This is a genomic window from Achromobacter sp. FW305-C-13, assembly GCF_058783475.1.
Genome location: NZ_JBYSYN010000003.1, coordinates 371,729 through 385,418, shown reverse-complemented (window position 1 = coordinate 385,418; position 13,690 = coordinate 371,729). Strand labels below are relative to the sequence as shown.

The 13,690-nt window shown below is 66.0% G+C and carries 13 protein-coding genes and 1 tRNA gene; 8 read left to right on the top strand and 6 right to left on the bottom strand.

Annotated features, from left to right (window positions below):
• Positions 1 to 67 precede the first annotated feature (67 nt).
• The 6 genes from AC3WMU_RS20730 to AC3WMU_RS20705 all read right to left on the bottom strand — a co-directional run bounded on the left by AC3WMU_RS20730 (position 68) and on the right by AC3WMU_RS20705 (position 6,139).
• Positions 68 to 1,243, bottom strand: a complete 1,176-nt coding sequence (locus AC3WMU_RS20730) for an alpha-hydroxy acid oxidase (protein ID WP_492282896.1) — start codon at positions 1,241 to 1,243, stop codon at positions 68 to 70.
• Positions 1,240 to 2,637, bottom strand: coding sequence for a 2-oxoadipate dioxygenase/decarboxylase HglS (gene hglS, locus AC3WMU_RS20725; RefSeq protein WP_492282895.1), 1,398 nt, complete (start codon positions 2,635 to 2,637; stop codon positions 1,240 to 1,242). The genes AC3WMU_RS20730 and hglS overlap by 4 nt, the downstream gene beginning before the upstream one ends.
• An 81-nt stretch (positions 2,638 to 2,718) precedes the next feature.
• Positions 2,719 to 3,660: a LysR substrate-binding domain-containing protein gene (locus AC3WMU_RS20720; protein WP_035212754.1), complete on the bottom strand. Its 942-nt coding sequence runs from the start codon at positions 3,658 to 3,660 to the stop codon at positions 2,719 to 2,721.
• 129 nt (positions 3,661 to 3,789) lie between these two features.
• A complete protein-coding gene (gene secG / locus AC3WMU_RS20715; protein ID WP_006223635.1) occupies positions 3,790 to 4,263 on the bottom strand; it encodes a preprotein translocase subunit SecG in 474 nt (157 codons plus the stop codon).
• 21 nt (positions 4,264 to 4,284) lie between these two features.
• Entirely contained in the window at positions 4,285 to 5,031 is a 747-nt protein-coding gene (gene tpiA / locus AC3WMU_RS20710; protein ID WP_006223634.1) for a triose-phosphate isomerase, read from the bottom strand.
• Positions 5,032 to 5,161: 130 nt separating this feature from the next.
• Positions 5,162 to 6,139 (bottom strand): NAD(P)H-quinone oxidoreductase, encoded by a 978-nt coding sequence (locus AC3WMU_RS20705; protein ID WP_006223633.1) that lies wholly within the window; start codon positions 6,137 to 6,139, stop codon positions 5,162 to 5,164.
• Positions 6,140 to 6,292: 153 nt separating this feature from the next.
• On the opposite strand from AC3WMU_RS20705, the gene AC3WMU_RS20700 reads away from it, so the two are divergent.
• The 8 genes from AC3WMU_RS20700 to AC3WMU_RS20665 all read left to right on the top strand — a co-directional run bounded on the left by AC3WMU_RS20700 (position 6,293) and on the right by AC3WMU_RS20665 (position 13,682).
• Positions 6,293 to 6,380 (top strand) — tRNA-Ser (locus AC3WMU_RS20700).
• Positions 6,381 to 6,623: 243 nt separating this feature from the next.
• Complete coding sequence (locus AC3WMU_RS20695; protein ID WP_035212752.1) at positions 6,624 to 7,139, top strand: sigma-70 family RNA polymerase sigma factor; 516 nt, start codon at positions 6,624 to 6,626, stop codon at positions 7,137 to 7,139.
• A gap of 6 nt (positions 7,140 to 7,145) precedes the next feature.
• Positions 7,146 to 8,150 (top strand): FecR domain-containing protein, encoded by a 1,005-nt coding sequence (locus AC3WMU_RS20690; protein ID WP_006223631.1) that lies wholly within the window; start codon positions 7,146 to 7,148, stop codon positions 8,148 to 8,150.
• 76 nt (positions 8,151 to 8,226) lie between these two features.
• Complete coding sequence (locus tag AC3WMU_RS20685) at positions 8,227 to 10,710, top strand: TonB-dependent siderophore receptor (protein WP_492282894.1); 2,484 nt, start codon at positions 8,227 to 8,229, stop codon at positions 10,708 to 10,710.
• 3 nt (positions 10,711 to 10,713) lie between these two features.
• A complete protein-coding gene (locus AC3WMU_RS20680; protein ID WP_006223629.1) occupies positions 10,714 to 10,995 on the top strand; it encodes a hypothetical protein in 282 nt (93 codons plus the stop codon).
• Positions 10,985 to 12,760 carry a PepSY-associated TM helix domain-containing protein gene (locus AC3WMU_RS20675; RefSeq protein WP_492282893.1) on the top strand — a complete coding sequence of 592 codons (1,776 nt, stop codon included), beginning with the start codon at positions 10,985 to 10,987 and terminating at the stop codon, positions 12,758 to 12,760. The genes AC3WMU_RS20680 and AC3WMU_RS20675 overlap by 11 nt, the downstream gene beginning before the upstream one ends.
• Positions 12,717 to 13,082, top strand: a complete 366-nt coding sequence (locus AC3WMU_RS20670; RefSeq protein ID WP_006223627.1) for a TonB-dependent receptor domain-containing protein — start codon at positions 12,717 to 12,719, stop codon at positions 13,080 to 13,082. Before AC3WMU_RS20675 ends, AC3WMU_RS20670 begins: the two co-directional genes overlap by 44 nt.
• Before the next feature lie 162 nt (positions 13,083 to 13,244).
• Complete coding sequence (locus AC3WMU_RS20665; protein WP_088587818.1) at positions 13,245 to 13,682, top strand: universal stress protein; 438 nt, start codon at positions 13,245 to 13,247, stop codon at positions 13,680 to 13,682.
• Positions 13,683 to 13,690: the final 8 nt, after the last annotated feature.

The following is a 13,690-nucleotide window of genomic DNA, read 5'->3' as shown; positions in this document are numbered from 1 at the left end:
GCGCCCGTATTTTTTAGTGGTGTGGGGCAATGCTGCCCCGGTACGGCCGGTCGGCCGCCTGGCCGTTCTAGGCGGCGCAGGCCGCGCGCACCGGCGCGATCAAGTCCGGCGTGACGTCAGCCAGCGTCCGGCAACCGAGCAGCGCCATGTTGGTCGAGATTTCGCTGCGAAATATCTCAGCGACTTTGCGGATGCCGGCGTTGCCGCCGACGGCGGCGCCGAACAGCTGGGGACGGCCGGTGAAGACCATGCTCGCGCCCAGGGCCACCGCCTTGAGCACGTCGGAACCGCGGCGAAAGCCGCCGTCGACCATGACCGGCAAACCCGCGGGCACGGCGGCCACAACGTCGGGCAGCGCCTGCAAGGGCGAAATGCAACCGTCCAGCTGACGCCCACCATGGTTGGAAACAATCACACCGTCTACGCCCGCGTCGGCAGCCAGCCGCGCGTCCTCGGCGTGCATTACGCCCTTGAGCACGAGCTTGCCCGGCCAGTTTTCCCGGATCCAGCGGATATGCTCCCAAGACAGCTTGTCACGCTCGCCACGAAAGCCGTTGGGCGGGTCTTGAGTGATGGGTGGTCCGATTTCCTCATACAGGTTCGCAAAACGCGGCACCCCGCTGCCCAGCAGCGTACGCATGAAGACGTTCACGCTCCAGCGCGGATGGCGCATGCCGTCCAGCACCACGCTGGAACTCATTTTGAATGGCACCGTGAATGCCAGCTTCTGCAGGTTTTCGCGATTGGCGCCCACGCAGGTATCGATGGTCACCACCAGCACGGGAATCTCGGCCTGGCGCAGACGCGCGATCAGCTTGCCGATGCGATCGACGTTGCCCGGCAGATAGGCCTGATACCAGCAGCGCTTGCCGGTCGCCTCCTGCAGCCGCTCCAACGGCACGCTGGAGGCGCCGCTGATGATGAACGGAATCTTGGCATCCTGCGCAGCGCGCGCCAGTGCCAGATCGCACTCGTGCATGACGATGGCGGAGAACCCCGTCGGCGCGAAGCCGACCGGCATGGCATAGGTCTGGCCGAAAAGCTCGACCTGGCTGCTGCGCTGATCCACCACGCGCAGGCCGCGGGGCCGGAAACCGATGTCGCGCAGCGCCCGGACGCTCTCGTCGAGCGATGCGCCGTCTTCCGTGCCGCCGCAGACGTAACCTTCGACGCAGCGCGGCAGGATGCGGCGCGCCTCACGTTCGAAGTCGCGCACCGACAAGCAGCGGTTCAAGCGGCTCATGCCGCCACCGGGGTACCGGTTCGCAGGCCCAGCGCCTGCAGGCAAGCGGCCAGGGAACGGTCCTGCGTGTCTTGGTAAAGCGCCAGTTCGTCTTGCACCGGCGCGCCCAACGCGGCTTCGAAGGCGGTCTGGCTGGCGTTCTGCGCGTACTCGGCCTGGGCCTTGTCACCCAGGTTCGACTGGAAGATGCCCGCGGCGCTGACCGGCAGGAAGTCCTCGTAGACCAGCGGCTCGAACCGGATGTAGCCCTGGCTGATCAGCGACTGCACGTCGCCCTCCGGCGCGGGGCCCTGCTTGCCGGTCAGGAAGTAGCGGAAATAGCCCAGACCCTGATCGTGCAATTGCGCATAGTCGTCCGGGAACGCGGCAAAACAGTCCTGCAGGTTCTGCATGTAGGCGGCGGCATTGCTTTCATTGGGTGCCCCCTGGATACGGCTGCGCGCCAGATCCAGCGACTGGTCGTACAGCGCCCGACCTTTGCGGGTCAGGGCGATACCGCGCTGCTCGATTTCGCCGAAGCGGGCGGTATGGCTGCCCACCCCGTTCTGGCCGTCCGCCCCGGCGAACAGGACCGGTTCTTCCAGCGCCTTGAAACTCGTCTGACGCAACAGGATCGGGCACTTGCGCGGCGGCGGACCTTCGATCACCGCCTTGGCCGACACGCCACGGCGCGGCATCTCGGCCTGGGCCTCGTCTATGTCCAGCGTGCGCGGCGTCAGATGGTTGATGTGCGGTCCCTTGAAGGCCACCACATCGGCAATCAGGCGATGCTGGCCGTGCAATTCCCGGTAGTCATCCAGGCTGACCGTCGCCTCGCTGTGCCAGCGGAAGGTATGCAGCGCTTCGGTGACGAATTCCCGGGCGTCGGCGTCGTTCAAGCCGCCTTGCGTTTCGAAGCGGCCAGCCAATTCCAGAGCCCGAGCCGTGAAGATCTGGCGCGCGGCCAGAATACGGGCGGCCTTGTCGCGCAACGCGACGTCGTCGATCAGTTCCAAGCGCAGCAGCGACGTGAAGACGCGGAACGGGCTGGCTTGCAGAGAGGCTTCGTGCGTGGCGCGAAATGCCGTCGAATGCACCGGCACACCGGCCGGCGACAGGTCGTAGTAACCCACCGGCTGCATGCCCATCACGGCGAACACGCGCCGCATGTTGGAAAGCTCTTCGGGCGTGCCTACGCGAATCGCGCCGTGGCGCTCGATGTCCAGGCGTTCGATTTCGCCGGTGCGCGCCAGTTGCTCGGCCAGTTCGGGCTGCTCGGCCAGCGTCTTGGCGTTGACCTCAGCCACCAGGTCCAGCAACGTGTCGTACAGGGGCACTTCCGACTTGTACATGTCGGACATGGCGCGGGAGAACCAGGCGCGGATCTGATCGGGATTGACGAAGTTCTGACTCATGGCGGGCTCGGCACATCGGTAAACAGGGATGGCCCGCATGAAATCACGCCCGGCAAGCGCAATCAAATGAAAAAATTCGGCCTAATCAGTCCGTTTTTTCATGGATCGCGCGCGCAGGGCGTCGCGGTCTCGTTTCTGCGCGGCCTCTTCTTCGACCCACGCCACGAATTGCTTGATCTTCGGGACTTCGGCGGAGTGTTCGGAATAGGCCACGAAGTAGGCGCCGTCGCTGGGCTGCACGTAGCCCCAGGGGATGACCAGCTTGCCGGCCTGCAGTTCTTCTTCGGCCAGCAATCTTGGGGTCAGGGCGATGCCGCAGCCGCCTTCGGCTGCCCGCACGCACATGTAGAACGTGTCGAACCGGGGGCCGTGATAACTGCGGTCGGACTGGAATTGCTGATGCGAGAAATAGTCGTGCCAGGCTTCCGGGCGGGACGCGCACTGGATCAACGCGTGGTCACTCAGCGCCTCCAGGCTGGGCACCGCATCTCCGGGCAGAAAGCCGGGCGCGCACACCGGCACTACTTCGGCTGCGAACAGCTCGCGGCATTGGGCGCCGGGCAAGGTGCCATGGCCGAAGAAGAAGGAAATGTCGATCTTGGCCTGCATCAGATCGAAGGGCCGGGTTTCGCTGCGTACCTTCACCTGGATATCCGGATGCGCGGCCATGAAGCGCTGCAGCCGCGGAATCAGCCACCGCGCGCCAAACGTGGGCTGCGTGCCGATGGTAAGCACCTGGGTTTCGCTGCCGTAGGTCAGGATGTAGCGGGACGACATGTCCACCTGGTTCAGGATCGCCCTGACCTCGGACTGGTACAGCGCCCCCGCAGGCGTCAATTGCAGTCGCCGGCGCACGCGCAGAAACAGCGGGTTGCGCAACAGCGCCTCCAGCTGCGCGATCTGCTTGCTGATCGCGCTTTGGGTCATGTGCAGTTCTTCGGCGGCGCGCGTGACGCTCATGTGCCGCGCAACCGCATCGAAGCTCTGGAGCGCCATCATTGACGGCATCAAACGCTTTTCCATGGGGCCGATCCGAAATGTCCGGCGCGGGAGCCGGACTGCGATGACAGGATATCCGGCCTTGCAGCCCGAGGCACGGCACCAATGAAAAAGGCCGGCGTCAGACGCCGGCCTTCTGGTCTACGCTGGCGCTTACTTCGCCGGCGTTGCGGGCGCCTCAGCCGGCTTGTCGCCTGCTGCGGGCGCAGCCGGAGCCGTGGGCACCGAAGCGTCGGGCTTGGCCGGCGCGGCAGGAACCGAAGCGGCGCCCGGGACGGACGATGCACCGGCACCCGGCGCGGCGGGCACAGAACCCGGCACTTGCGGAACCGAACGGTCGGACGGGAAGCTTTGCATCACGCCGGAATCCACGGCCGGGCCGTTGGTGCCCTTGTGGCTGACGTAAGCCAGGCCAGCGGTGGATGCGAAGAAGACCACGGCGGCCCACTTGGTCGCGCGCGACAGGAAGTTGGCGGCGCCGGTGGCACCGAACAGGCTGCCGGACGAACCGCTACCGAAAGCGGAACCCATGTCGGCGCCCTTGCCCTGCTGCAGCAGGACCAGAACGATGATAGCCAGCGCCGAAAAGACTTGGACGGCCAGCAGAAGTTTAAGCATCAAGGGCATTACAGACTCCGGAACGGAAACTTAGATGGCGGCAATACGCAAAAATTCTTCAGCCACAAGCGACGCGCCGCCGACCAGGGCTCCGTCGATATCAGTCATGGCGAACAAACTGGCGGCGTTGGCAGCTTTGACGCTGCCGCCGTACAAAACCTGCACCTGCGCCGCGCCCAGCGCGCGCAAGGCGGCGCGGATGGCGGCGTGGACTTCTTGCGCTTGCTCGGGGCTGGCGGTGCGGCCAGTGCCGATGGCCCAGACGGGCTCGTAGGCCAGGACCATGCGCGACACAGCGTCCGCGCCCAGCGCCAGCACGGGCTTCAACTGGCGTTCGATGACGGCCAGGGTGTTGCCGGCCTCGCGGTCGGCCAGCGACTCGCCTACGCAGACCACGGGGGTCAGGCCGGCGGCCAGCGCGGCTTGCGCCTTGGCGGCCACGACTTCATCGGTTTCACCGTGCAGCACGCGGCGCTCGGAGTGACCGGCCAGCGCCCAGCGGCAGCCGAATTCTTTCAGCATCGCACCGGACACTTCGCCGGTGTAGGCACCCTTTTCGTGCGCGCTGACATCTTGCGCGCCCCAGGACACGCTGCTTCCGGTCAGGGCCGAACCGGCTTGCGCCAGGTAGGGAAACGGAACACAGATGCCGATGTCGCAGTGGCTCGCGGCATCCGCGGCGCGCAACTCGGTCAGCAACGCGGCGTTCTCGGCCAGGTTGCCGTGCATCTTCCAGTTGCCCAGCACGAGGCGGGCGCGGTTTTCGACTGAAGTCATGGCGCAATTGTCAGAGAGGGTGAGTCCCGGGGGATGACGCGACCGCCCACGGGCCTGCCTGGAAAAAATTCCAGGCGAAACCCGAGATTGTATCCTGTTGCGCGGCGATACGCCGAACGCCGCGCGTTTCTTACATTGTCAGGATGATTTTGCCGATATTTTCGCCGCCTTCCATCATGGCGTGCGCCTTGGAGGCCTCGGCCAAGGGGAAAGTCGCGTGCACGATCGGCTTGATGGCCCCTTTTTCCAGCAAGGGCCAGGCGTGTTCGCGCAGGGCGCGCGCGATGGCGCCCTTGAAGTCGATAGACCGGGGACGCAGCGTGGATCCGGTGATGGTCAGGCGGCGGCGCATGACCTGAGACGTATCCACATCGGCGCGCGCACCGCCTAGCTGGGCAATGATGACGATGCGGCCGTCATCCGCCAGGCATTGCATGTCGCGGGCGATGTAGTCGCCGGCCACCATATCCAGGATGACGTCCACGCCCCGCCCGCTGGTGGCGTCCATGACTTCCTTCACGAAGTCCTGCGTCTTGTAGTTGATGCCCTTTTCAGCGCCCAGCGCTTCGACGGCACGGGCGCGGTCGTCGCTGCCGACCGTCGCATAGACCTTATTGCCCATTGCGCGGGCCAACTGGATCGCCGTGGTGCCGATGCCGCTTGCGCCGCCGTGCACCAGCAGGATCTCGCCGTCGGACAGACGGCCGCGGTCGAACACGTTGCTCCAGACGGTGAAGTAGGTTTCCGGCAGGCCGGCCGCTTCGATGTCGGACAGGCCCTTGGGGATGGGCAGGCACTGGGCGACGGGCGCCACACAGTATTCGGCGTAACCGCCGCCCGCCACCAGCGCGCAGACCTTGTCGCCCACGGCAAAGCCGCTGCCGGCCACGTCGCCGCCCACGATTTCGCCGGCCACTTCCAGGCCCGGCAGGTCGGACACGCCGCGCGGCGGGGCGTAGTTGCCCTTGCGCTGGAACACGTCGGGGCGGTTGATGCCCGCGGCGCTGACTTTGATCAAGACTTCACCCGCGCCAGCCTCGGGCGTGGGGCGTTCTACGGGGACCAGAACCTCGGGGCCGCCGGGGCGGGAGATTTCTACAGCTTGCATCGCGTGCCTCCTTTGCAGCAAATGGATTATTATTGCGCCCTTTACGGCATATCGCGTTGTCGTTCGGGCAGAATGTTTGCCTGACGGCCGAATCGCCGGACAGCGGGTGCAGGTCAACCAGGCCTTCACCAGCAAGACAAATCAGCAGACCCCGGAAGCGTGGCAGAGTGGTCGATTGCACCGGTCTTGAAAACCGGCAACGGGCAACCGTTCGTGAGTTCGAATCTCACCGCTTCCGCCAAATATCGGCATCATCAGGGCCCGTCGTCAGACTGCGGCCCGAACCGCCCCCCGTGCAAGCCTTCGGGCTGGGCGCCATCACCGGCCGTTGCCGCCGGCTCCCTCCTCTTCCGACGTAAAGCCCTGCCCTGCATCACTTTTGTGTGAAGGATTGCGCGCGCGCCACCCGGATTCGGCAGGTTTTACAATGAGAACGATTATCCTTTAATATTCCAGGGCTCCCACTTCCCCTGCGACGTGCTTTGTGTCGACCTCCTCTGATCAAGTGCACCAGCTTTACGACAGCCACCACAGTTGGCTTCGGACATGGCTGCGCGGGAAGTTGAACAATGTGCATCAGGCGGCGGATCTGGCCCACGACGTGTTCGTGCGAGTCCTGAGCAAGCCCTCGGACCTGGATCAGGTCCGCGAGCCGCGCGCCTACCTGACCACCATCGCCCGCCATCTGTTGTTTGACCACTGGCGGCGCCAGCAGATCGAACAGGCCTGGCTGGAGACCGTGGCGGCGCAGCCCGAGCAGTTCGCTCCGTCTCCCGAAGAAACCGCCCTGGCGCTGGAAGCGCTGATGGCGGTGGACACCATGCTCAATCGGTTGGGCGAGCGGCCACGGCAGGCGTTCCTGATGTCACAGGTCTACGGCATGCGCTATCACGAGATCGGCACCGCCTTGGGCGTGTCCGAACGCATGATCAAGAAGTACATGGCGCAGGCCATGCTGCATTGCCTGGCGCTGGACATGTCCGCAGCGCCGGCGGCGTAGCCCACCATGCCGCAACGCCCGCCGGAGGCTTCCGCGGATTCGGTGGAGTTCCGCATCCTGCAAGAGGCCGCGAACTGGTTCGCGCTGCTGGCGTCGGATTCGGTGACGTCCCAGGATCAGGAGGGCTGGCGCCGATGGCTGGCGGATTCCACGCAGCATCGGCACGCCTGGGCCCGGGTCGAAGCCATCAGCGGCCAGTTTTCTCCCTTGTCCACCGACGCCACCCGCGTCCCGTCCATGGCGGCACTGCAATCCGCCGGCCGCAGGCGTCAGGCGACGCGGCGCCGCGCGTTGGCCGGCCTGGCTGCACTGGGGTTGGGGTCCTTGTTGGGTTGGGCGGCATGGCGCGATGGGCGCGGCGCTGCCTGGCTGGCGGCGATGAACGCCGATTACCGCAGCCCGTTCAGCGGGACGCGCGCCGTCACGCTGCCGGACGGGACCCGGATCTGGCTCAATGCCGATACCGCCTTCAACACCCATTACACCGACGGACTGCGCGAAATTGTCTGCCTGTCAGGTGAAATACTGGTCGAAACTGCCGCGGATCCCGCGCGGCCCTTCACGGTACGCACCGCCGATGGCCTGCTGCGTGCGCTGGGAACGCGGTTCACGGTCAAGCTGGAACCGGGCCAGACCTTTCTGGCGGTCTACGAAGGCGCGGTGGAAGTGCGGCCTGCCGACGGCGCCACGCCGCCGCAGGTGGTGGCTTCGGGACAGCAATTGCGCTTTACCCGAAGCGCGATCGGCGCAGCGCAGGCAGCGGAACCGGCGCGGCAAGCCTGGGCCTCGGGCGTGCTGCTGGCGGAAGACACCGCACTGGGCGAACTGGTGCGGACCTTGAGCCAATACCGCAGCGGCTACCTCGGGTGCGATCCCCGCGTGGCCGCCTTGCGGGTCACCGGCGCCTTTCCGATTCACGACACCGACCGGGCGCTGGAAATGCTGGCGGCCGCCTTGCCCGTGCGCGTGCGCACGACGCTGCCTTGGTGGACCACCGTGGATCCGCGCTAGGCAAGTTCCCTTTTTTTGCGGCCTGTCCGTCATACCGGAAGAACACGTAATTCTATTTCCGGATCGGAACCCTGCCATGACCTCATTGCCCCTGCCCGCGCGACACCGCTCCCACGGCCGCCTGCTGTCCCGATTGACGTTGCTGGCCCCGCTGGGCCTGTCCATGCAGCCGGCGCTGGCGGCATCCGGCGCGCAGCCTGCGCCTACCCTGGCCCAAGCTGCCACGGCGCCGGCGGCAATCCACTACGACATCCCGCCCGGCCCCCTCAGTCAGGTCCTGACGCAGATCTCTTCCCGGGCAAAGATCTTCGTGGTGGCGGATTCCGCGCTGACGGGCGGCAAGCGCAGCTCCGGGCTGAGCGGCACGTACACCCCTCAGGAAGCCATGTCGCGCGTGTTGGGCGAACAGGGCCTGCGCGCGGCGCAACAAAGCAACGGCACGTGGCTGGTGCAGGCCGCGCCGGCCCCGGGTGTGACGACCCTGCAACCCGTCACCGTCAGCGGCCGCCAGGATACGGCGCGCGGGGCGGTCGACGGCATTGTGGCCACGCGCAGCCTGGCGGGCACCAAGACGGACACATCGCTGCTGGAAACCCCGCAGGTCATCAACGTGATTACGCGCGACCAGATGAACCAGCAAGGCGCCAACAGCGTCGCCGAGGCTTTGCGGTACACGCCTGGCGTCATCGCCGAACCCAACGGGTTCGACGTGCGCTACGACTGGAACTACGTGCGCGGCTACTCCACCATGGGCACGCAGTGGCTGGACGGCCTGGCGCTGCCGGGCGATCCCAGCAGTTATGCCGTGCCGCGCATCAACGGCTACGCGCTGGAGCGCGTGGAAGTCATCAAGGGCCCCGCATCGGTCCTTTACGGCAAGAGCGTGCCGGGCGGACTGCTGAATCAGGTAGGCAAGCGGCCGCAGGAAGAAGCCATGCGCGAAGTACAGGTGCAGGCCAGCGGGTTCGGCGGCACGCAGTTCGCCACCGACCTCACCGGGCCCGTCACCGAGGACGGGCAGTGGCTATACCGGGTCGTCGGCCTGCAACGCCAGTTGCACACGCAGGTGGACCTGGAACGCGATCGCCAGACCTTGGTCGCCCCCAGCCTGACGTGGCGGCCATCGGCGGCCACGTCGCTGACGCTCAATGCGTTCTACCAGAAAGACAAGCCCCAGATGAGCGCGCGCTTCTACCCGGCCAAGGGCACGCTGCACGACAATCCGGCCGGCAACATCCCGCGCAGCATGTATCTGGGCGAGCCGTCATCCGACAGCTTCAACCGCACCTATCAATCCATCGGCTACGAGTTCGAACACACGTTCAACGACACCACGACGGTCCGGCAGAACCTGCGTTTCGCGCAGGGCAAGCAGGACATGTTCCTGATCCGCGCACATCCCTTCGTGGCCTATCAGCCGGATGGCCACACCTTGAACCGGGTCTCGGCGATCTCGGACGACAGCATCAAATCGCTGGCGGTCGACAGCCAGATCGAGACCCGGTTTGACACCGGTGCGTTGCGCCACACCCTGCTTGTGGGCTTGGACCTCCAGCGCGGCACGCTGTCGAACAACTTCGCCAACAGTTCCATCGGCGTCCCGCCGCTGGACATTCTTGACCCTATCTACGACCGGGTCATCCCCAAGCCCCCGGCCTACACCTCGTCGTCCTTCCAGAATGTGCGCCAGGTGGGCTTGTACGCCCAGGACCAGATCCGCTTCGGGCGGGCCATCGCCACGCTGGGCCTGCGTCACGACGATTCGCGGATATCGGCCAATAACCGCATCACGAACGCAACCACGATCACGTCCGACTCGAAGGTCACCGGCCGCGCCGGCCTGACCTATGTCTTCGACAACGGCATCGCGCCCTATGCCAGCTACTCCACCTCCTTCCTGCCCACCACCGGCCTGGACCGCCAGGGCAATACGTTCAAGCCGCAGACCGGACGCCAGTTCGAATTCGGCGCGAAGTACGAGCCGGCAGGCGGTTGGGGGTTTGCGACCTTGTCGTTCTTCCGCAATGACATGAAGAACGCCCGCACGCCGGATCCGGTCGACTCGATCTTCTTCGTGCAATCGGGCAAGCAGCGCGTGCAAGGCATCGAATTCGAAGGCAAGGCGCAACTCTCCACCAACCTGGATTTCCTGCTGTCTTATTCCTACATGAACTCCGAGGTGCGCTCCAGCAGCAACCCGGCTGACGTCGGCCGCCACATGCTGTACGTGCCGGAGCATCAGGCAAGTGCGTGGATCAACTATCGGCTGCCCGCCGTGCCCGGCCTGCAAGTGGGCATCGGCGGCCGCTTCATGTCTTCCTATGACACGGCATCAGACTACAACCCCGATCTGACGATTCCGTCACTGTTCCTGGCCGACGCCAGCGTGGCCTATGACTTCGGCGCGGTCAGCAACACGCTCAAGGGCACCATGCTGCGCGTCTCGGTCTGGAACCTGGCCGACAAATCCTATGTGTCGCACTGCCTGAACGCGACCGGCGCAACCTGCAACTACGGCGCCCGCCGCAGCGTCATCGCCAACCTGACCTATCGTTGGTAACCCATGACGCCGATGATTCTGGTCGGCGCATCGGCGGCCACCGTCGCGGGCGCGGCACTGATGCACTTGAGCTCCCGCCATCAGCAGTGGCTTGCGCACCCCCTGGGGCGCGCAAGCGGCTGGCTGGGCGCGATGGTCCTGGGCCTGAGCACGTGCGTTTGGGCGAGCTTGATGCACGTGGCGGCGGGCCTGTACACCGCCCTGATCCTTACCATGGCGACGTGGATCGCCCTGCCTTACGGCGCGATCTGGCTAGGGCGAAACAAGGGCGGACATGGCGGCTAAACCTTGGACCGCGTGGGACTGGTGCTGGCGGATCCTGGCCGGTAGCACGGCTGGCCTGACGCTCGCGTTCTTCGTTCCGGCCTGCTTCGCGCTGGCCGGAGACGGCATCATGCACCTGAACAAATACCAGGTCGCGATGTGGATGGTGCCGCCGCTCTGGGTCGCGGTGGTTGGTATCGGTTTCTCGTTGCGCACAACCTCGCGCGCCGGTCTGATCAAAACGTACAAGCAGGTGCATACCTGGACCGGTTTGTTGAGCGGCCTGGCGCTGTTCGTGGCCTTTTATGCCGGCGCGATCACCATGTTCAAGGAACCGATTGCGCGCTGGTCGGCTCCCCAGGCGAGCTTGCAGACGACGTTGCCGCAGTTGCCCGCATTGATTGACCAGGTGATGGCCGCGCACCCGGCCGCCGCCCGCGCGTTCGTGGTGGAGTTGGCCGCGGACCCGAGCGGCGGCGCCGCTCTGCACTGGCAAGAACCGGGGGCTGCAGGCAAGCCGCTCGGCGCCGGCACGACGTTTTCGGCGCGCCAGGAAACCGACGGCACTCTGCAGGTGGACGCGGTCCGGCAAAGCCGCATCGGGCAATTCGTGGATGAGCTGCATCGCACCGCCGGCCTTCCGACCGACCTGGAGTCCGGCGTCCTGGTGATGGCCGTCATCAGCGGCCTCTACGCGCTTGCTCTGGTGTCGGGTGTGGTCGTGCTGTGGCCCACCCTGATCAAGGATTTCTTCGCGCTGCGCTGGGGCGCCAATCTGAAACGCCTGTGGCTGGATGCGCACAACGTCATCGGCATCGTCAGCCTGCCCTTTCATATGACGATGGCGTTGAGCGCCATGGTCTTCGGCTTGCATGACCCGATCTACGCCGTGCAAGACCGCCTGGTGTACGACGGGCAACTGGCCCGGATGTACGAAGAAAGCAGCCCCATGCGGGAAGCCCGCGCTGGGGAAGGCGCCCGCGCCATGCTGCCCGTCGCGGACCTTCTGGCTCGAGTTCGCGAACAGGAACCCGGCGTCACGCCCCTGCGGCTGACCTATCGCCACTATGGACAGACAGGCGCCACGGTCTGGTTGCAAGGCCGCGACGACCGCCAGTTCATGCGCAAGCCCGAAGGGGGGTTCCTGTTGGTCAGCGCGGAAACCGGCCAGGTGCTGAACCGGGAATATGGGCCGGGGGGCCAGGGGTGGATGCGCTGGGTGACCGGATTCTTCGCCCTGCACTTCGGCAGCTATGGCGGTGAACCCGTGCGCTGGGGTTACTTCGTCTTGGGGCTGGCCGGCGCTTTTCTGTTCTACACGGGCAACCTGCTCTGGATAGAGTCGCGGCGCAAACGCGCGCGAGGCGCATCGGGCAATGTCACGCAGCGCCGGGATGTCCGCGCCATGGGGGCGTTGACCGTGGGCGCCTGCATGGGCTGCATCGCGGGCGTTTCAGTGGCGATCGCCGCGGCGCGTTTCGTGGAGGGCCCGGCCTGGGCGCTCTATTATCTGACCTTTCTGGGGTTTACCGGTGCCGCATTTGCCTTGGGGCCGGCCCGTGCCGCCACGGCCCTGCCGCGGGCGGCCGCGGCGGCCACGCTGGCCATTCCAGCGGCGACTCTGGTGGCGTGGGCGCTGTCGGGCTGGAACGCCCAGGTGGCGCTAAGCGCTCCAGGGGTAGACGCGGTGGCCCTGGCGGGCGCGGCCCTCCTATGGCGGACTGCCGTCGCCGCCCGGCAGCGTGCCCGTAACGGCCCGCAAGACAGCATCTGGGCAAGCGGCTGAGCCCTGCGGGTCTTCCCCTGCCACCGCCGTACCCAAGCATCGCGCATCGCTGTGGCTGGACTACCGGTTCGAATCCGCCATCAAGGTCGGCGTGGGCGCACGCTACACCGGCACGAACTTCGGCGACGGCGAAGCCGCGCCGGCCAAGGTGCCGTCGTTCCTGCTGTTCGACGCGATGATCGGCTACCAGATCAAGAACTGGACCCTGGCGCTGAACGCCCGCAATCTGACCAACAAGACCTACATCGCCAACTGCGGCTATGGCAACTGCTACTACGGCGACCAGCGCACCGTCGTGGGCACCGCCACTTACCGCTGGTGAAGACCGGCCGGCCACGCTTCGTGGCCGGCGCTTGATCCGCGTCAGGCGCGGGCGGACGCGCGCCTACCGGGCCGGGTAGCGCAGGCGTAGTATGGGACTTGTTGTCCTCGCCCCGCGTGGCGGCCATGACCCGCGCCGCCCTCGCCACCCTCGGAGGTTGCCATGTACAAGCACATCCTTATCCCCATCGACGGATCCAGCCTGGCCAATACCGGCCTGGAACAAGGGCTGGGCCTGGCCCGCGCATTGGGCGCCAGCGTTACCGTGGTGACGGCATACGGCTCCTTCCATATGCCATCAATGGAAACCGTGCAGCTGGAGGGCGTGCGCAAGACCTACGAACATCAGGCCAAGGAACTGGCTGGCTCGTACCTGGCAGAAGCCGCCGCCCGGGCCCAGGCCTTGGGCGTGCCTTGCACGACTGAAATGCGGGAAAGCGACACGCCCTACCAGGTCATCATCGACATCGCCTTGACGCAAGGCTGCGACCTGATCGCCATGACCTCGCACGGACGCAGCGGCATGGCCGCCCTGTTGTTGGGCAGCCAGACGCAAAAGGTCCTGGCGCACTCGACGGTGCCGGTACTGGTGTACCGCTAGGCCTGCGG